Annotated in this window: 15 protein-coding genes; 4 read left to right on the top strand and 11 right to left on the bottom strand. The window is 45.1% G+C overall.

What is annotated here, in order from left to right; translation table 11 throughout:
- Positions 1–81 precede the first annotated feature (81 nt).
- A complete protein-coding gene (locus UQ64_RS18555) occupies positions 82–1,266 on the bottom strand; it encodes a hypothetical protein (protein WP_060625023.1) in 1,185 nt (394 codons plus the stop codon).
- Positions 1,230–1,811 carry an RNA polymerase sigma factor gene (locus UQ64_RS18560; protein WP_425339603.1) on the bottom strand — a complete coding sequence of 194 codons (582 nt, stop codon included), beginning with the start codon at positions 1,809–1,811 and terminating at the stop codon, positions 1,230–1,232. The genes UQ64_RS18555 and UQ64_RS18560 overlap by 37 nt, the downstream gene beginning before the upstream one ends.
- 143 nt (positions 1,812–1,954) lie before the next feature.
- On the opposite strand from UQ64_RS18560, the gene ligD reads away from it, so the two are divergent.
- Entirely contained in the window at positions 1,955–2,839 is an 885-nt protein-coding gene (gene ligD / locus UQ64_RS18565) for a non-homologous end-joining DNA ligase (RefSeq protein WP_060625025.1), read from the top strand.
- Between the two features lie 212 nt (positions 2,840–3,051).
- Here the strand turns inward: ligD and UQ64_RS18570 are convergent, their stop codons facing one another.
- Together UQ64_RS18570 and cls are read right to left on the bottom strand one after the other, a co-directional pair.
- On the bottom strand, positions 3,052–3,891 hold the full coding sequence (locus UQ64_RS18570; RefSeq protein WP_245238083.1) for a YitT family protein: 840 nt from the start codon (positions 3,889–3,891) through the stop codon (positions 3,052–3,054).
- Between the two features lie 240 nt (positions 3,892–4,131).
- Entirely contained in the window at positions 4,132–5,562 is a 1,431-nt protein-coding gene (gene cls, locus UQ64_RS18575) for a cardiolipin synthase (RefSeq protein WP_060625026.1), read from the bottom strand.
- 205 nt (positions 5,563–5,767) lie between these two features.
- Here cls and UQ64_RS18580 point away from each other — a divergent pair, with 205 nt between their 5' ends.
- Together UQ64_RS18580 and UQ64_RS18585 are read left to right on the top strand one after the other, a co-directional pair.
- A complete protein-coding gene (locus tag UQ64_RS18580) occupies positions 5,768–6,886 on the top strand; it encodes a M23 family metallopeptidase (RefSeq protein ID WP_060625027.1) in 1,119 nt (372 codons plus the stop codon).
- 40 nt (positions 6,887–6,926) lie between these two features.
- On the top strand, positions 6,927–7,379 hold the full coding sequence (locus UQ64_RS18585; protein ID WP_060625028.1) for a bactofilin family protein: 453 nt from the start codon (positions 6,927–6,929) through the stop codon (positions 7,377–7,379).
- An 8-nt stretch (positions 7,380–7,387) separates the two neighbouring features.
- Here the strand turns inward: UQ64_RS18585 and UQ64_RS18590 are convergent, their stop codons facing one another.
- The 5 genes from UQ64_RS18590 to UQ64_RS18610 all read right to left on the bottom strand — a co-directional run bounded on the left by UQ64_RS18590 (position 7,388) and on the right by UQ64_RS18610 (position 17,385).
- Positions 7,388–8,176 carry an ABC transporter permease gene (locus UQ64_RS18590; protein ID WP_060625029.1) on the bottom strand — a complete coding sequence of 263 codons (789 nt, stop codon included), beginning with the start codon at positions 8,174–8,176 and terminating at the stop codon, positions 7,388–7,390.
- Positions 8,169–9,113: an ABC transporter ATP-binding protein gene (locus UQ64_RS18595; protein ID WP_060625030.1), complete on the bottom strand. Its 945-nt coding sequence runs from the start codon at positions 9,111–9,113 to the stop codon at positions 8,169–8,171. The genes UQ64_RS18590 and UQ64_RS18595 overlap by 8 nt, the downstream gene beginning before the upstream one ends.
- A 180-nt stretch (positions 9,114–9,293) precedes the next feature.
- A complete protein-coding gene (gltB, locus tag UQ64_RS18600) occupies positions 9,294–13,889 on the bottom strand; it encodes a glutamate synthase large subunit (protein WP_060625031.1) in 4,596 nt (1,531 codons plus the stop codon).
- 361 nt (positions 13,890–14,250) lie between these two features.
- On the bottom strand, positions 14,251–16,605 hold the full coding sequence (locus tag UQ64_RS18605; RefSeq protein ID WP_060625032.1) for a YhgE/Pip domain-containing protein: 2,355 nt from the start codon (positions 16,603–16,605) through the stop codon (positions 14,251–14,253).
- 204 nt (positions 16,606–16,809) lie between these two features.
- Positions 16,810–17,385, bottom strand: coding sequence for a TetR/AcrR family transcriptional regulator (locus UQ64_RS18610; RefSeq protein ID WP_209445838.1), 576 nt, complete (start codon positions 17,383–17,385; stop codon positions 16,810–16,812).
- A 268-nt stretch (positions 17,386–17,653) separates the two neighbouring features.
- Between UQ64_RS18610 and UQ64_RS18615 the strand changes: the two genes are divergently transcribed.
- Complete coding sequence (locus tag UQ64_RS18615) at positions 17,654–18,841, top strand: MGDG synthase family glycosyltransferase (protein WP_060625034.1); 1,188 nt, start codon at positions 17,654–17,656, stop codon at positions 18,839–18,841.
- Positions 18,842–18,907: 66 nt separating this feature from the next.
- Here UQ64_RS18615 and UQ64_RS18620 read toward each other — a convergent pair whose 3' ends face one another.
- The gene (locus UQ64_RS18620; protein WP_060625035.1) at positions 18,908–19,591 is read right to left on the bottom strand and encodes a metal-dependent hydrolase; all 684 of its coding nucleotides are present in this window, start codon (positions 19,589–19,591) and stop codon (positions 18,908–18,910) included.
- Positions 19,592–19,664: 73 nt separating this feature from the next.
- Positions 19,665–20,567: a cell wall hydrolase gene (locus UQ64_RS18625; protein ID WP_060625036.1), complete on the bottom strand. Its 903-nt coding sequence runs from the start codon at positions 20,565–20,567 to the stop codon at positions 19,665–19,667.
- Between the last annotated feature and the right edge of the window lie 37 nt (positions 20,568–20,604).

Genomic DNA, 20,604 nt, shown 5'->3' on the forward strand with positions numbered 1-20,604 from the left:
AAAGGGACATTTTCATAAAAAAATCCTTCCGTCAAAAGACGAAAGGAAAAGGATCATAATACATTTGCAAACCAACCGTAGCTAGCGAATAAAACTGGTGGCAATCAATTTCCATTGTTCACGGGTCAAACTTTTATTCATTTCATCGTTTAGGCTACGAATCATCTGGCTGGCTTCATCATACCAATACAAAAGATTCCGGGAAGACCAAGTCTGCTCCCCCTTCTCTGTACTCGCTGCGATAAAAACTGCTTCTTTACCAGTACCTGTCATAGACCATTTTTCGGCAGTCTGACCTTCCAAGATAGATACTTGCGTTGGATAACCCCTAAAAGCGCTCTGCATTAAGGATAGTGTAATTCTTTGATCCCCCATATGGTAGGTAACCTCAGCACTCTCTATGGCATTCACAGCGATCTTCTCCATAAACAGCTTTTGGCCTGTTTTATTGGTCTTAGCTTTCTTTTGAAATTGTTCAAGTATTTCTTTATATTCCGTGCTTATCGACATGTAAGGAGAAGCGGCTTTAAAAACGGCTTGCTCAAATTCGTAACCATTAGCGAGTATGGAAGGCAGCTCGGGCCAGAAATCGCCAGCCCATTTTAATTCTTTTACGAAATCTTCATATTTAGAATACACCGGAGAACCGAAAGCGAACTGCAATTGATTTGCATAGCCTAAACCTTTGGCCAACTTAGTAAACTCAGAATCATTCACATAATATGCAGCCATTTCTCCAGCGTTCAAGTGAGCAAGCACCTGCTCTTTATAAGTCGCTAATAAACTCAGATACTTCTCTATCGCAGGAGAGGTCGTGGGAACAGGGGTATTATTGTGAACCGTCTGCACAACAGCCTTCCCTCCGCTGTTCACTAGTGTAATAGCTCCATCCAAAGGTTGTGTGATATCAATTGTAGACTGGCTACCATGTTCCGTTAAACCTCTAAGTCCAGACAGCTGAAGGGCACCAAACCCGATCATCCCCAGCAATATAGCTGCGGAGACCCCTGAGAGAAGTCTTTTCCTAAATTTAGATGTAAGCGGGATTGTCTTCTCTTGCATCTGCATAACGGGATCTCCCGGCTCTCTGAATGACTCCAGCTCGCCAATGAGGTTCGTCATTTCTCCGTCCATCGTTTTCTGTTGATCATGAATTTCCCTTACCCGATTCATAACTGCTGCTTTTACATCTAGTTCGTCGCAGTTCCCCAATGCGTCCATTTTCTTTATCATTTTCTCTTCAACACAGCTTCGTTGCCCCACCATTCCGTCCCCCCTTTCTGAGCATTCATCATTTTGCCAAGCTTCATAATCGTACGCCTGTATTTCTTCTTCACTGCTTCAGTATTTTTATCGAGAATCTCCGCAATCTCTGGGAAGCTCTGTTCCTCAAAGATTCGCAGAACTAACAGATTTCGCTCATCCATTTTCAATTTCAAGAGCGCAAAGGTTAGATGTTCGTTAAATATGTAACGATCCATCAACTGTTCCGGGCTTTCGGCAGGAGGTTCTGGCTGAAAAAGCGCCATAATCTTCAGATGTCTTTGACGTTTGCGGATCAGGCTGAGGCAATGATGATAGGCAATTTTATATAGCCAGGAAGAAAAGCTTACGATCGGGCGATACTTGCCTATATGTTGATATGCCTTCACCAGAATATCCTGTACCGCATCCTCCGCTTCCGTTTGACTTCCAAGAAGCCGGCAACAATAGCGGTAAATTGGCTTTTGATAAGCTTCGACGATATGGGCATAGGACTCTACCTCGCCTGCCTGTACCCGAACGACGGTGTGTTCGATCCCGTCCAAAATCAGCAAACTCCCCTTTCACATAACCGTATAACCTTATAACTCCTATGATCATCCAAAAGGGACACTTTGGAAATATTTTTTTCATGAAAAGGAACAGACTAGCACATAATAGCCCCATTCCTATAACAGAGAGGAGGTTCCAGATGCCAGCAGCCATCAAAGGCACAATTACTGTAGAGGGCCAAGAGATAACCATCACCAACCCAGAGAAGCTGCTATGGCCTGATTGCGGGATTACGAAGCGGATCTATTTGGAAAAGCTCGCCGCCCTCTCCCCCTACCTGCTGCGTTATTGTCGAGATCGGTTGCTTACCGTTATTCGTTATCCGCACGGTATCTCTGGGATGTCCTTTTATCAGAAAAATGCACCTGATCCTCTTCCGGCCTTTGTCCAAACCGCTGTTCACGAGAATATTAATTATATCAAGCTGCAAGGTTTACCGGAGCTGATCTGGCTGGGCAATCTGGCTGCTTTGGAGTTTCATCCTTCATTGCATTATGTAGGCAGTGAGCTTCCCTGTGAGTGGATGATTGATCTAGACCCGTCACGTGAGGTCGAGCCCCGTATCATGGAAGCAACTGCAATCGTAGGGACGGTCTTAACCTCCCTTGGTTTATCTTCTGTGCCCAAAACGTCCGGCGCTACCGGGGTGCAGATCATAGTTCCTATCGAGACTGGCGTTACTTTTGATGGATTGCGAAAAATCGGTCACTTTGTCGGTCGTTATGTCACCGAGAAGCACCCCGATTTGTTCACCTTGGAGCGTCTGAAGAAGAATCGCGGAGATAAAATCTATTTTGACTACCTCCAGCATTACAGTGGCAAAACATTAGCTGCACCTTACACACCACGTGCTCGGCCGCTTGCTACTGTATCCACACCATTGCTCTGGGAAGAGGTTAAGCAGAACGTCTCTCCTACTGATTTTCATCTGCTCAATATTGAGGAACGCCTGCAACGGATGGGGGATCTTTTGGAAAAAGTGCCTCCGCAGCCCGTCCAACAACTCATCGCTAAGCTTCCATAAGGAGGAGGAGTAGGGGGGAATGCCACTAACGATAAGCCCAAAAACAACAATAAGCCCGCAGCATCATTTCATGCTACGGGCTTATCAGGCGTCCCACTCAAGGACAGAAGGTATATTGTATAAGAATACGGAATATCGAGTCTTGTTCACCGTATTTATTGCTTCATTATTCGTAAAAATACCTTCTTTCAGTTAATAATACTAAAGTTTAACTAATGAATGGCTTTCTTCTTGAAACGGCCACCTTTAACATCATGAATGTTACCTATTGCGATGAATGCATCTGAATCCCAATCTTCAACAATAGATTTAAGCTTGGCTTCTTCCAAACGGGTGATAACCACGAAGATTACTTTCTTATTCTCCCCGGAAAATCCGCCTTCTCCATCTAAATAAGTAACACCACGTCCAAGACGCTCCGTCAAAGCTTCTCCGATATCACGGAATTTATCACTGATAATCCATACCGATTTCGACTGGTCTAGACCCTCAAGTGTAATGTCAATTACCTTGAATGCAATGTAATACGCAATTAGTGAGAACATCGCATTATTCCAACCGAATACAAATCCAGCTCCGGATAAGATGAACAGGTTGAAGAACATAACAACTTCACCTACAGAGAAGGGAAGCTTCTTAGCTACCAGAATAGCAACAATTTCTGTACCATCTAGAGATCCCCCAAAACGTACAACTAACCCTACACCAACACCAAGAATGATACCTCCAAACACGGCAGCAAGCATGGGTTCAACCGTAAAGGCACTTACGTGATGCAACAATGAAGTGCCAATAGACATAAGTACGATTGCATATAAGGTAGATAAGGCAAAGGTCTTACCGATTTGCTTATAACCAATTAACAAGAACGGAAGGTTTAACAGTGTCAATAAAATTCCCAGAGGAATGTCGAAAAGATATGATAAAATAATGGAGATACCGGTAATCCCACCATCAATCATTTCATTCGGAACGAGGAATATTTCTAGTGCAACGGCCATCATTGCTGCCCCAATGGATAACATGATCATTCGCTGGGCAAACTTAGCCATTTTATGTGTTCCGGTCTTCTGGAGTTTGCTCTGTTCCTTTTTGGCAATCATTTGTGGACTCACATTCATAGAACTCCCCCTAGAGTTTAACAGTATAGTTTTGAAACATTCGGAAGTATAATTATTATCTATACTTTCTTACATTTCTTCTTATACAATTATTATATCACAAAATAAGCCCTAATAATGAATGGAACACGTTATATCCTTCGAAAAATTCAGATTTAGTCCCCTTTCCAGTCATAATAGCGGAGATAACAACTGACACAGCCCCTCACCGAGTTTGACAATTCTCCCTCTCTCCTTAAACTTTACAGGATCAATAAATTCACTGTGCCTTTGATCCTTCTCAAACCCTCTGACAAGTGGAGATATAGCATCAGGATGTAGCAGCACAGCAGTCAATTCAAAGTTAGAATAAAAGCTGCGCATATCCAGATTCGCACTTCCCACCGTAGCGAACAGATCATCGATAATCATGATCTTGGCATGCATAAATCCTTTGGTATAGCTGTAGAATTTCACTCCTGCGTCTTGTAAATTTTCTAAATAAGACAAAGAAGCATGGTAGACAAGCATATTATCAGGCTTCGCCGGGATGATAATTCTTACATCCACTCCACGAAGTACTGCGCTCTTCAAAGCCCGGCAGATGGCAGGATCAGGAATAAAATACGGAGATGTGATCCAAATCCGATTTTTTGCTGCACATAAGGCAGCAAAATACATCTCTTGGGAAGCGTCTATTGCAGCATCCGGACCACTCCCAACAATCTGTACGGCTTCTTGCGCCTCACAAGTATGTTTTGGAAACAGTCGAGGATGGCTCATACTTTCACCAGAGGCCAACCTCCAATCCTTTAAGAAGACATACTGAACATAATATACAGAGTCTCCTTCAAGACGCAGATGGGTATCACGCCAATACCCCATTTTGAGATCCTTTCCCAAATAATCATCCCCTATATTCATGCCACCCGTGAAGCCAACGAGCCCATCCACCACCAGGATCTTCCGATGATTGCGGAAATTAAACCGGCGTTCCACTAGAGAACTAAACGGAGGTAAAAAAAAGTGAAACTCCACCCCAGCATTTCTCATCGTTCGAATAAACCTACGACTTAATTTATGACTGCCCAGACCATCACAAAGCAAGCGTACCTTAACGCCCTGTCGCGCCTTCCGGATCATAACATCTTGAAATTGCTCACCAATCTCATCATCACGATAAATATAGAATTCCATGTGTATATGTTCTTTCGCCTCTTCCATAGCTTCCAGCATAGCATCATACGCTTCTCTAGCAGTTGATAATACCCTGCTCTTGTTGTGACCAGTAATCGGTCCTTCAGAGATTTTGGAGAGCAAATCCATTAGACCTTTATTATTCTCAAACTGAGCGTTTCCACTCTCAGTAACATCTTTTACTACCTTAATATTTCCAGAGACATGCGAACGAATTTCACGAGAAAGTGAAATACATCTTTTGTTTAATTTTCGGTTCTGTCTATAATCACGACCCAGAAAATAATAGAATGCCAGACCAAGCGGCGGGCAACAGAATGAAATGAACAACCACGCCATAGCCCTTTGCGGGCGACGGAACTCCAGAAATACAATCAATGCAATCTGTATGATAAAAAGAATTAGAATTATCGCAAACGTCTTCAATCCCCTACCTCCTCCATTAATAAAACAGTTGCAATAGACTCGCTGCGACGACTCTAGTACAGGTTTTGCCGTAACTCTCCTTCTTTATTCAAACAAACCGTTGTCATGTTCCTGAAAGATATGGAATACATAGAGTAGTAAGACAATTCGGATGAGCCTAATGGAAGAATAGTCGTTAGCCTCAGGTATCGCAGGCGGCTGCCATATGCCGCAGAAAGGAGAAGCCATGAAGAGACAGCCAGATCATAACCGGATTACGCTGCTCGTCGTAAGGGATGCTGGACGCCCCGTCAAACAACTCCAGATTTCCAAGCCACTTGCGTTCGCCCTGCCGGCAGCAGCAGCCTTGTCCCTCTCCAGTCTGGTCACCTCTATGCATTTCCATGCCTCGCAGTCGATCTCACAGCTTGAAGCTGAGGCAGCCGCACTATCACTAACCAATCTCCGCATGGAAATAAAGGTCGCCGACAAGGATAAAGATCTAATGCAGCTTCGTAGTCAAGTCAGCGAGCTTTCAGAAGAGGCAGATCATATTAAAGACAAGCTGAAGAGTGTAAATGCGCTGGAACAGGAGTTGCAGTCATTGATTAACAAAAGCAAAGGCTCCGCCACAGAAACCAATGATTCCAAAACTGGATCAACCGCTTCAAATTCAACCTTAGGTTTATCAAGCCGTAACGCTATGCCCATCCCTAATGAGACATCTTTTAAAGACACAATAACACCACAGGTAGGCGGAGAATATATCGCGACTTATCAGAACGAATCGCTAAATCTGGTGGAGGAAACAAAGGATGATTTCGAAGAGATCCACGGCATGCTCGATGAAATGGTGAAAAGCATTACTCAGACTATCACTCTGGCCGAGCATGCGAATAACGTTCAAGCAAATCAACAGGCAAAAAAGGCTCAGGCTGAAAAAGCCAGGCTGAATGCAGCGGTGCTTTGGCCTACCGATTCTAGGGTCATCTCCTCAAGCTTCGGCTACCGAACAGATCCATTCAAGGGTTTATCCGCGTTCCATTCAGGTGTCGATATTGCCGGGAACGTAGGCGATCCTATATATGCCGCCTTAGATGGAGAGGTTGTTACCGCCGAGCAGATGGGCGCGAGAGGTAAGTATATCGTGATTCAGCATTCGAACGGACTTGAAACCTGGTATATGCATCTGCAGGGAATGAATGTATCTGCAGGAGACAAGGTTAACAAGGGTCAGAAGATTGGCTTACTTGGAAACACTGGTCGAAGCACAGGACCTCATCTTCATTTTCAGGTAGTGAAGCAGAATAAAACTGTGGATCCATTGGATTATGTTAAACCCTAAACGTTAACGTCAGAACTATATGAACAGGAGGAATATATACATGTGGAACAAGCGGCGGCAGCAAGGTGCACCTTTCAAGTCTACTGACTCCCTGATTGGGCACGGGGGTACGCTCGAGGGTAAAGTACATTGCGATACGAACCTGAGGATTGAAGGTACCTTTAGCGGAGAAATTATATGCAGTGGTATAGTCACTGTAGGTGAGGAAGGCACAGTGCGCTCCAGTATTAGAGCAGAGGAGATTGTTATCGCTGGTAAAGTATATGGAGATGTTACCGTAGACCGTAGGCTCATTATGACTGGTACTGGCGAGCTACACGGTAATATTTCTGCAGCGGCACTCAGTATTACGGAGGGCAGCCTGCTTAATGGGTCCATCGCCATGCAAGAACAGCCCACCTCTGAAAAAGCAGGTGAGCCCAAAAGTAATATGAAAAAGGACAAGGCAGCAAAACGCTCCTCCAAAGCAGAAGGAACGCTTGAAGCCGGTTAAGCTTGTTTTTATCCAGCAACGTCCCGTTTACGGAAGACAAACCAGGAAACTGCTAAGAATATCACATAATACACTGCTAGCACAGCAATGGAGAAGCCTAGTGTAGCACCACCTGGACCAACATCAGATCCCATGTAGACCCTTAGATCCATATGAGTGAAAATTAAATATCTGGCCCATTCGAACACATCCGGATTAAGCAAAGCCGCGAAAATACCTTGGGCAAACATGATAAACATAGATAAACCAATCGCCAATCCACTTGCACGGAATACGGAAGAGATCATAAAAGCAAGCGTAACCGTCAAGAAAAGAGTGACATAGCGGCATAGGAGATCCATAAAGGAATACTCAGCAGGGCTCCAAGCTACAATTGAAGACAGTGTGTCTCCAGTTGGCGAGGCGAAAATAAACGATGCAGCTAAACCAAAAACAATCAATACTGCAGTACAAAGCAAGCTAAACAACACAATGCTAATGTATTTTGAGAGCAAGATCTGGGAACGACTCCACGGGCGAATCAGCAACATTTTTATGGTTCCCCAGGTAAATTCGCCCGCTACGGAGTCAGCGGCTATAACAACAACGAAGATCGTATTCAGGAAGAATACAACACTCACTATCATTTGGAAGCTGTCCCAAACGCCTAAACGTGATGCAGGGTTATCCGTTGTGAAATACATAAGAGCCGGAAGAAACGCACTAAACACTGCTAGAATAATCAGCATAATCCATGTGCGAGCACGACTATATATCTTGATGTTCTCATTATGTATCAACGCTGTAAAATTACTCAATTCCTTCACCTCCTGTAACCTCTAAGAATTGATCCTCTAGCGTACGGGCAAGTGATTTGATACTGTACACTTTAATCCCACCAGCCACTAGTCTGGCATTAAACTCAGCAATATCTTCACGTGCCGCCTCAACTACAAGCCCACCGCTCTTAAATGTTCCTTGTCCTATGAGAGCAAGTGCACCTTCTGCATCATCAACCTCAAATAAGGTTTCTCCGATAGGCATTGTAACATTGCCTACCTCTTTTAGCTGTTTTACCTCAAGCAGTTGCCCATTCTGAATAATGGCTACACTGTCACACATGAGCTCCATTTCGGAAAGTAAATGGCTAGAGACAAATACAGTTGTTCCTTCTTCACGACAGAGTAGGCGCAGATAGTCACGAAGCTCACGTATGCCTTGTGGATCAAGCCCATTGGTCGGCTCATCTAGAACCAGTAGCTTCGGTCGGTTTAGTAGCGCCTGAGCCACTCCAAGTCTCTGACGCATACCTAGGGAATAAGTTTTCACTTTGTCATGAATTCTTTGACCAAGCCCGACCAGCTCCACAACCTCATCAATTCGTTGCTTACTGACTCCCGGTACCATCCGTGCAAATTGTTTAAGATTCTGATACCCGGACAGGAACTTGTACATTTCAGGATTTTCTACAATAGCCCCGACACTCGCGATAGCCTCTTTATAATTATTTTTAATACTATGGCCACTAATGAGGACATCCCCACTGCTAATGGAAATTAATCCTACCATCATCCGTATTGTAGTCGTCTTCCCTGCTCCGTTTGGTCCCAAAAAACCGAATATTTGACCCGGTGGGATATCTAGCGTTAAATTGTTCACCAACGTCTTAGAGCCTATTTTTTTGGTAACTCCCTGCAAGCGGGCAACAGGCTCCGACAAAATCTCTGTACTCGACACAGTATCACTTCCTTTCATTTACAAACAAGTTTACCATACAGCTTTTTTCAGAAAATTACAAAAAAGAAACAGTTTAACGTTCTTTAGACCGTAGTTTCGTTTCTATTTACACAAAAGGGACCCGGCCTCCCGCAAACGGAAAAGTCCAAGTCCCTTATATCACTTCATTCCATATTTCATTATTTCAGCGGCAACAAATTAGCCACCTACACGTGCAAGCTCACGCATATTCGCTTCAAATGCAGCCATCAAAGCAGCCTCTCCAGTCAACCCGGTTTGTTCCACTTTGCGAATCTGCTCCATCATCCGTTTGTAATCCTTCGGAATGACACGAACAAACTTCGGCAAGCAATCTGCCCACTGATCCAGAACTCGCGCTCCAGCCTTACTGCCTGTTAGCTCTACATGACGGCTAATCAGCTCGCGCAGCTCTTCGATCTCTTCTAGCTCTTCCACTCTCTCAAGCAGTACCATTTCGAGATTACAGCGGCCAATGAAGGTTCTATCTGGGTCGTAGACATAGGCGATACCGCCAGACATCCCTGCTGCAAAGTTGCGGCCTGTTTCACCAAGAACAACCACACGGCCTCCAGTCATGTATTCACAACCATGGTCGCCCACGCCCTCTACAACAACCTTCGCTCCAGAGTTACGAACGGCAAAGCGTTCACCAGCGATACCGTTGATATAAGCTTCTCCACCTGTTGCTCCGTAGAATGCAGTATTTCCGATAATGATATTGTCCTCAGCAGCAAAGGTCGCTTTCGGAGAAGGCTTGATAATAATCTTACCACCCGATAGTCCTTTACCAACGTAGTCATTGGAATCACCTTCCACCGTAAGCGTGATCCCCTTAGGCACGAATGCCCCCAAGCTTTGACCAGCAGAACCGGTGAAATGAAGACGAATCGTATCATCAGGCAAGCCGGCTGCCCCGTATTTACGTGTCAGCTCGCTACCAAGGATGGTTCCAACGGCACGATTAACGTTCGTAATCGGTAGCGATGCTTCTACAGCCGTACCAGACTCCAGTGCAGGTGCAGCCAGATCCAGCAGTTTGGAGACATCAAGCGTCTCTTCCAGGCCATGATTCTGACGTTTACTGCAGAAGCGTGTGCTTCCCTCTGGCATTTCCGGTGTATGCAGCAGACTGCTCAAATCTACGCCCTTCTTCTTCCAATGTTGCGAAGCTTGAGCAGCGTCTAGGCAATCTGTACGGCCTACCATCTCTTCAATCGTGCGGAAGCCAAGACTCGCCATAATTTCGCGTAAATCCTGCGCCACGAAGGTCATAAAGTTAACTACATGCTGCGGATCACCCGTAAAGTTCTTACGAAGATCTGGATTCTGTGTTGCTACACCAACTGGACAAGTATCCATTTGGCAGACACGCATCATGATACAACCTACAGCTACTAGTGGAGCAGTGGCGAAGCCATACTCTTCAGCACCCAGTAATACAGCTACAGCTAGATCGCGTCCGCTGAGCATTTTTCCGTCTGTTTCCAGTACAACGCGGTCACGCAGATTGTTCAGCATCAACGTCTGATGCGTTTCGGCCAAGCCAAGTTCCCATGGAAGACCTGCATGACGAATGGAGTTCATCGGTGATGCACCTGTACCCCCGTCATAGCCACTTACCAGGATAATATCAGCGCGCCCTTTGGCTACACCAGCTGCAATCGTACCCACTCCGACTTCAGATACGAGCTTAACATTAATGTTTGCACGTGGATTCGCATTCTTCAGATCATAGATCAGTTCTGCCAAATCCTCGATCGAATAAATGTCATGATGAGGTGGAGGTGAAATCAAGCCCACACCAGCTGTTGAGCCACGCACTTCAGCCACCCAAGGATAAACTTTACGTCCTGGAAGCTGTCCGCCTTCCCCTGGTTTAGCGCCCTGAGCCATCTTAATCTGGATCTCATCAGCGTTAACAAGGTAGTTCGAGGTAACTCCAAAACGTCCAGAGGCTACTTGTTTAATCGCACTGCGACGGGAATCGCCATTGCTATCCGGGATATAGCGAGCTGGATCTTCTCCGCCCTCACCAGTATTACTCTTACCACCGATCCGGTTCATCGCAATGGCAAGGGTCTCATGTGCTTCCTTACTAATGGAACCAAAGGACATCGCACCTGTCTTAAACCGTTTCATAATGGACTCTACTGGTTCTACTTCTTCTAACGGAATCGATTCATAAGCTGATTTGAACTGCAATAAGGAACGAATCGTCAGATGCTTCTCACTTTCACCTTGAACAAGTGCAGCATATTTCTTGTACATCTTATAATCTCCACTACGCACAGAGTGCTGAAGCAGATGAATGGTCTGTGGGTTGAACAAATGCTCTTCCCCATCATTTCGCCATTGATAATCACCACCGGAATCAAGCACTTTATCATTTCCTTCTTTTTCCGTGAAAGCACGGTTATGATGGATAAGTGCCTCGGTTGCCACTTCCTCCAGACCAATACCGCCAATACGGGAAGGTGTCCAAGTAAAGTAACGATCCACGAATTCCGAGTTCAGACCTACAGCTTCAAAGATCTGCGCGCCCCGGTAGGATTGAATCGTCGAAATTCCCATTTTGGAAAGAATCTTAACTACGCTCTTAGTCGCAGCTTTAATATAGTTCTTCACAGCCTTCTCATGCGAGATTCCCCGCAGTAAGCCCTGGCCGATCATATCATCCAAGCTTTCAAATGCCAGATACGGATTGACTGCACTCACACCATAGCCAAGCAGAAGCGCATAATGATGGACCTCACGAGGTTCACCGGATTCTAGCAAAATACTAACTTTTGTCCGTGTTCCTTGACGGATCAGATGGTGATGCAAGCTCGATACAGCAAGTAGAGCAGGAATCGCAGCATTCTCACTGTCCACACCGCGGTCCGTCAGAATCAGAATGTTATGACCTTTAGCCATAACCCGATCAGCAGCCTCGTTCATACGCTCAAGCGCGATACGCATTCCTTCTGCTCCAAGCTCAGCTGGAAAAAGAATTGGAATAGACATCGACTTGAAGCCTGCACGACGAACATGACGAATCTTAGCAAAGTCTTCATTCGAAAGAATCGGTGTATGCAGCGAGATTTGGCGGCAGCTTTCTGGTTCTGGTTTAAGCAAGTTACGCTCTGGTCCAATCGTAGTCGTAGTAGAGGTAACCAGCTCTTCACGAATAGCATCGATTGGTGGATTCGTTACCTGAGCAAACATTTGTTTGAAATAGTTATATAGACGCTGCGGACGGTCCGAAAGCACAGCGAGCGGTGCATCATAACCCATGGAACCTACAGCTTCAGCCCCAGTAGATGCCATTGGCTCAAGCACCTTGCGCAAGTCTTCAAAAGTATAGCCGAATGCTTGCTGCAGCTGCTGCACATTGTCATGCTTAGGATTTGGTAGCTCAGGTGCATCCGGAAGCTCCTCGAGACTGATCAAATGCTCATCCAGCCACTGGCGGTATGGCTTCTCGGAAGCGATAGCCGATTTAACTTCCTCATCGGAGATAATGCGGCCTTCCTTTGTATCCACGAGCAGCATGCGCCCAGGCTTCAAACGGTCTTTATATAAGATGTCCTCTGCTGGAATGTCCAGTACACCCGCTTCAGAGGATAGAATAATCATGTCGTCCTTCGTTACATAATAACGCGCAGGGCGCAAGCCGTTACGGTCTAGAATAGCACCAATTTGCACGCCATCCGTAAAGCCCATTGCAGCAGGCCCGTCCCATGGCTCCATCAAAGTGCTGTGATATTCGTAAAAAGCTTTTTTGTCAGCATCCATACTGTCATGATTGCTCCATGGTTCAGGAACCATCATCATAGCTACCTGCGGCAAGGAACGTCCGCTCAAGTACAGAAACTCAAAGGTATTATCGAACATTGCAGTGTCCGATCCATCCGGGTTAATAACAGGTTTGATCTTGCTCAGATCTTCGCCGAACACTTCACTCTTGAACAACGACTGGCGAGCATGCATCCAGTTCACATTACCTCGCAAGGTATTGATCTCACCGTTATGGATCATAAAACGGTAGGGATGCGCACGTTCCCAGCTTGGGAAGGTATTTGTACTGAAACGGGAGTGAACTAACGCGATCGCTGATTCCAGCTCTTCGTTCTGCAAATCCAGGTAGAATTGTCCGACTTGCTCTGTAGTCAACATGCCTTTGTATACAATCTTACGGCATGACAAGCTTGGGATATAGAAGGATTCAGCTTCTTCTACGCCACCATATCGAATCGCAAGCTCTGCACGTTTGCGGATGACATAAAGCTTACGCTCAAAAGACAATTCGTTCGTAACTGAAGCCGAGCGACCGATAAACACTTGGCGTACAAAAGGCTTAGCAGCTTTCGCTGTCTTGCCAAGCATTTCATCATAGGTAGGTACATCACGATAGCCGAGTACTTCCTGACCTTCTTCAGCAATAATGTTGCTTAAGAGAGTCTCATGTTGAGCCCGAACCTTCTCGTTATGAGATAGAAAAATCATACCTACGCCATAATGGCCTTGTTCTGGCAAAGCAAAGCCAAGCTTCTGGGCTTCACTTGCAAAGAAACGGTGCGGAATTTGAAGCATGATACCTGCTCCATCACCAGAGTTGGGTTCGCTACCTTGTCCTCCACGATGCTCCATATTAAAGAGCATTGTTAAAGCGTTACTAACAATATCATGGGACGGTTTGCCTTTAATATGGGCTACAAATCCCATGCCGCAAGCATCTTTTTCGAACTGGGGATCATACAGGCCCTGTTTTCCGGGCAGTTCAGTGTGTCTCATCGAACGCAACCTTTCTATTATAAAGTATGGCGTAATCTTTGGAAAATTTTTCAGATTAAAATTTTAATAATTATTCAATCCAGATTAGTGCTATTATTTTATCACCGAGGTGACAACAGCGCAATTTAAACTTTTTTATGATGCTGATTAACATTTCTTTTTGCGACACAGCTTTAGTGGACAAAAGTTTAAAAAACTCATCTATGCATAATTATGCACAAATAACGCATAAGAACTTATGAGATGAAAGCGTTTCAAGGATTTTCATTCCCCTTGAATGTTTACAAGAAAAAGAGTTCTATGATTTGTATTCAAAAAAAGCGTCCCCCGAAGGAGACGCTTTTTTATACTTTTTTTCAAATTATACAGTCATAGCTTGTTCACTTTTCATTCCAGCTTCATTGTCCCGACTGCGGGTCATGAAGTAAGCGAAAGTAAGAGCAAGGAACCCTAGACCGAAGATTGCAAGCACACCTACGTCACTCCACATTGCACTGAAGTCCCCTGTAGAAATTACTGATTTAAGACCACTAACTGTGTAAGTCATTGGAAGCAGTGGGTTAAAGAATTTCATCCAGCTCGGGATCAATTCAAGTGGGAATGTTCCGGCACTAGTTGTTAATTGGAAAATAAGAATAACGATAACAACAAAACGTCCCGGTTGATCCATCCAAGTAACAATGGATTGAACTACCCATGTGTAAACTAGACTAGTCAAGAATGTAAATAGGAAGAACAGCGGTACACTTTGAACTTCTAGTCCAAGTCCGTACAATACAACCACAGCAGCCAGCATAGACTGGATAAAGCTCATGATTGTGAAAGTAAGCGTACGGCTGATAAAACGATTCCAGCGGCTAGCGCCAATAACAGCTGATTCACGCATTGGAATAACAATCGTAGAAATCAGAGCACCTACGAACAACCCAAGTGATAAGAAGTACGGAGCAAACCCAGTGCCGTAGTTCGGTACATGATTTACAACTTGATCCTCAACCACAACTGGTTGTGCGAACATTTCCATCATTTTATCTGACTTATTCACACTGCCTGTTTTTTCAGCAGCATCGCCAAGCTTAGTTGCCAGTTCTGTTGATCCAGATTTCAGATCATCCATACCATCTTTCAGCTCGCCTGCACCGTCAGCCAGTTTTTTCGAACCATCTGCTACAGCACTGATACCGGAACCTAGTTCGCCTACACCGCTTAGCAGTTTTGAGGTACCATCGCCAAGTGCTTTGCCGCCTTCAGCCAGCTTGCTGCCTCCAGCTGCAGCTTCTTTAAGCTTAGCACCAAATTGTTGCATCCCTGCATTCAGCTTATCGCCACCTGTTACAAGTGCAGATGCGCCTTGTGCCAGTTTTTGCTGTCCTGTCAAAAGCTGTGTGCTACCAGCATTTAATTGCTGTGCTCCATCATGCAGCTGAGTTACACCAGCAGCTACCTGCTGAGAACCCGAGTGCAGTTGAGTTGCACCTTGCGCCAGTTGCTCTTGCCCACTGTGGAGTGCAGTAGCACCCTGTGCCAGCTGCTCTTGACTTTGTTGCAGTTGCTCACTACCTTGTGCAACAGCTGCACTAGCTGCTAGGAGCTTCTGTACGGCTGGATTCTGTGCCAACTCAGGACTAGCCTGTGCCAATTGCTGCAACCCTTGAGCGACCGCTTTAGCGCCCTCAGTAACCTTTGTGCTACCTTCTGCGGAAGCCTGCAAGCCTGCTTCCAGCTTCGCGCTGCCATCAACGGAAGAGGTTAACCCTGCTTCCAGCTTCGCGCTGCCGTCAACTAAAGATTGTGTTCCTGCTTGTAATTTAGTAGTACCATCCACAGCAGACTTCGTTCCTGCTTGAAGCTGAGTGGCACCTGTTACAGCTTGCTTCAAGCCATCACTAAGCTGTTTACTGCCGGCAGCGCTTTGGGCTACCCCGTCTTGAAGCTGCGTCTGTGCAGTAGACAGTTGTTGCAATCCGCTTGCCAATGTGTTTGTTCCTGTTTTAAGCGCCGTAGCACCTGCATTCAAATCAGTCACGCCTTGTGTAAGGGGTTCTACACCATTTTGAAGTTTACCTGTACCATCTGTCAGTACAAGAAGATTCTCTTTCAGCTTCAAGGCTCCGTCATCTAGCTTACCAGCGCCATCTGCAATCTTGGAAGCTCCATCTCCCGCTTCGCCCAATCCATCAGATACTTCTGTAATCTGATTGAATACAGATTCCACATAAGCTTCTGTTACTTTAGCAGATACTTTATTTTTAATTTCTGCTACAGCCGTTCCACCGATTTGACCGGCCAGGAAGTTGTAGCCTTCATTTGGCTCATAAATAATTTTTGCCGGTTGTGGTTCATCATCCAAAAGTGTTGTAGCTTTAGCAGAGAAGTCTTCTGGAACAACAATCGCCATATAATAGGTATTGTCCTTCATTCCCGCTTGCGCTTCTTCTAGTGAAACAAAGTTCCATTGAAAGCCATCGGTTACCTTAAGCTCTTCAACCAGATCCTCTCCGGCCTGAAGTTGTTTACCTTCATAATTAGCACCGACGTCTTGGTTGACTACAGCAACCGGTAACTCATTCATCTTGCCATACGGATCCCAGAATGCCTTTAGGAAGAATCCGCTATACATCACCGGAATAAATAGGATGGCAATCATCGGAATCAGCACCTTTGGATTTCTCAGGGCTGCGCCAAGATCCTTGGTAAATACGGATAATGATTTCATTCTGGTTCTCTCCTTATGAGCTTATGCTCTCTTTAAAATGCTTTGTTTGCGAAATATTACGTAACACTAGGTGACCGTTTTCCCCATTCGGTCAATTCAGGGGATAAAAAAACGCCTTTCGGCTCTTCTTCAATGCCTAAAACAGTTCGGAAATTGTTGAGGGAAAGCGAATCTGACAACGCCATCCCTATCCTGAATCAACGCTTACTGTCCCAATCCTTCGGCGAGAAACAAATGAAAGTACATCTTGATCTGTTCCTTGTCCAAGGGAGTATGTGTTTTATTCAGTTCAGCAGTCAATACAATATATAACCTGAACATGACTACAGATACGATTTTGGGATCGCAAGGTTTGATTTCTCCCTTTTGGAGCGCTTGTTGCACCTCCCGTTCTAAATATTCTAAAACTAAGTTCTCGATCTTCTCGAGCCCTTCTCCTGCCTGCGGCGTTCCGAATTCGCGACTCTCCTGTGAAAGCTTGATGAATAGCTCCTGCTCACTTCGAAATTCCAGCAGGGCATCCAGCACACGATGCAGGTTATCAAAGAAAGGTCTGTCTCGCCTGATCTCGCGATCAGCAATCATCTTCATTTCTACCATCATATCGCGCAGGATCTCATCAAACAGTTGCTCCTTGTTTGTAAAAAAGGTGTAAATGGTCCCTTTACCAACATTTGCGATCTTAGCAACCTGATCCATCGTAGTCGCCTTATAGCCGAATAATGAAAAAGATTTTGCTGCGGCTTGAAGCACCTGCTGTCTTCGATCCACCACTGCCACCTGTGCCCACTTCCTTTCTCCAGAAAATATCATTACCGCTGACTTTGTGACCACTTTACTAATCCGGTCAATTGGTCATTCATTACTTTAACATGTCGCTTTGCAGTTTGCAATACTTTAGGAAATCTTTTTATTTTTTTAATTATTGCAGGGTTTTAACTTTCTATTTACGTCTTATTTGTATAATGTGAGTAGAGAAGCATTTTCCCTTATCTATTTTAGAAGTAATTCCGCGTTTCTATTGAAAAGGAAAGTAGCAGGTGAACTTATGCGAAAGAAAAGAGTACTGCTGTTTTCGGAAGGCTTCGGTACGGGCCACACAGGAGCAGCCTATGCTCTGGCCGAAGGAATAAAGCTGCTGAATCCGGATGTCCAGTGCCGAGTCATCGAGCTAGGTAAATTTCTTAACCCGATGGTCGCCCCATGGATTCTTTCCGCTTACCGAAAAACAGTTAGCAGCCAGCCTAAGCTGGTCGGCATGATGTATAAGACACAATATCATAAATCATTGAACCCGTTGACTAAGATGGCACTTCACCGGATTTTTTATACACATGCCTCACAAGTAATCGAGCAGCTAAAGCCTGATTTGATTATTTGCACACATCCTATTCCAGCCGCTGTCATTTCCAGACTAAAGCGTCGTGGATTGGAAGTCCCACTGTATACGTTAATTACAGATTATGATGCACATGGTAGCTGGGTAAATTCCGAGGTCAACCGATATCTCGTCTCTACCCCACGCGTCAAATCTATTCTAACAGGCCGAGGGATTGCTCCTGAGCTTGTAACGGTCACCGGTATTCCTGTGCATCCGAAGTTCTGGGAACGTTCGAACAAGACACTGCTCCGTAAGGAACTAGGTCTAGCCGATATCCCTACCGTACTTATAATGGGCGGAGGCTGGGGACTGATGTTCGGTAAAGAGATTATGAATTCACTCACAGCCAGAATGGATAACATCCAACTCATCTTTTGTATGGGTAGTAACGAGAAGCTTATAGCCAAAATGAAGTCCAATCCAAGACTCGATCATCCTAACGTCAGGATTCTTGGATACACCAGTGAAATCAATAAGCTGATGGATGCTTCCGACCTTCTAATCACAAAGCCCGGTGGCATGACCTGTACGGAGGGTCAGGCCAAGGGAATTCCAATGCTCTTCTATAAAGCTATTCCAGGTCAGGAAGAGAAAAATTGCCAATACTTCGTAGAGCTAGGGCTAGCAGAGGTACTCGACTGCGAGGTAGTGAACAAATGGTTCTCTATGATGCTCCGTGAATATTCTGTTCTCGAAGAGCAGCGTAGACGTCGTCTTGCTCCAGATAAGCATCAACCGCAAAACTGCGCGACTACCGTTCTGCAGATGTTGGGCAAACCGGTAGACAAAACAGCTGATATCAGAGGGTCAAGATCTCAAGCACGAGGCGAAGAAGCTGTATGCATTACACCATAAAAAAAGCAGGTAGCCGGGGAACTCCCCAGATACCTGCTTTTTTTATGTTCATGTAATCGGGATTTACTATATTTCTATACTTTCACCAGCTTTAAGCGAGAATCCCTCTATCCCTTCTAAGCGAAGACGATCACAGAAATCCACAGCATCCTGAGCAATATCCGGAAATGTATTGTAATGAAGCGGTATGACCTTATCCGCTCGTAGCCAGCGCGCAGCAAGGAGCGCATCATCCGGTCCCATGGTCAGCATATCGCCTATTGGCAGAGCCGCCAAGTCAATCGCAGTTCTCTCACCAATCAGACGTAGATCGCTGAACAGTGCGGTATCACCTGCATGGAATACCGTCTTCCCCTCTATTGTCAATAAAATCCCAGCGGGTTGTCCAGCATAAATCCAAACGTCGCCTTCCTGAATCGATGAGGAATGAAACGCCTGCGTATATTTAACGGCAATGGCATTATAAATATGACTGCCACCTATATTCATATGTTTAACCTTGGCACCCTTCATTCGGCAGTATTCTGCAAGCTCAAAAACAGCAAAGATCGGACAATCATTCTGTTTGGCAATTTGCACAGCATCCCCTAAATGATCAGAGTGACCGTGAGTCAGCAGAACAGCATCTACAGTAATGTCATCAGGTGAAATACCGGAGTTCGGATTTCCTGACAAAAAGGGGTCAATAATAACTTTCGCTTGCTCTGTCTCTACCAGCAGTGCTGAGTGTCCGTAATAAGTGATCTTCATGACAATTGTTCACCTCCAGGGTTATATAGTCTAGTTTACCCTATACATAGCTGAGGTTCACAGATTTGGTTAATTATTTATAAAAAGTATGATTACCAATGGTCTTCACATACACCTGTGAATGATGTACGGTTAGATCCTGCGCAAGCTTAAGCGATAGGAAAAAATAAGTATTATCGGGAACTTCCTTCACGCCAGAGAGCGCAGCGTTCACCGCTTTTATACTATCATCATTAGGCTTTACACGTTTAAGACGCCCGTTAGCTACAGGACTAAACTGATGCTTTTGATAAATAACCTTATATATCGTGTCGGGGAAATTGGCTGACCGTAGCCTATTCAGAACAACGTTGGCAACTGCCACCTTGCCCTGGTACGGTTCACCTTCCGCTTCTGCCATTACAATTTTTTGTAGCAGAAGCAGTTCTTCTTCGGATACTGCGTAGCGCCGGGTTGCTTTACTTTGCTGCTCCTGGCTTAATAGCTCGGTCCGAGAGAAGTACAATGTTGTGAGGGGGTTTTTTTGAGATGCTGAGACTGTCTTAACCACAGTCTGAGCGCTCTTTTTTGCTGTATCCGCCATTTGCGCTTTCTGCGCAGCTGGATTAGATTGTGCTGCATCAGCCTTTACCCGAACTATGGAAGCTTGCGATGTATGTTGTGACTTTATTTTATTTTTACTAAGCCATTCTACATTCTGCTCTGGTTTCCAAGTGGAACTGAACAGGTCAACTGCGTTATAAAGCTTATTCGTATGTGAAACTTTAGTAGTGCCCCTCGTCTTACTAGATATTGATTCTTCCTGCAAATAACTAATTACCGACGCTCGGCTGGTGGATTGCAGCTTATCCATCTGCACACTATCTATTTTCCCCTCGGCAACCTGGTTAGGTTGCATTAAGCTTATGGCAGAGAAACACACTAGTATAACGCCAACAAGTAACGCGATACAGCGGTTTTGTTTAAAAATTAACATGATATTCCTCCTATTTCACGGCACATTCCTATTGTAT

It is taken from the genome of Paenibacillus etheri (assembly GCF_001012825.1).
GTDB lineage: Bacteria > Bacillota > Bacilli > Paenibacillales > Paenibacillaceae > Paenibacillus_AQ > Paenibacillus_AQ etheri.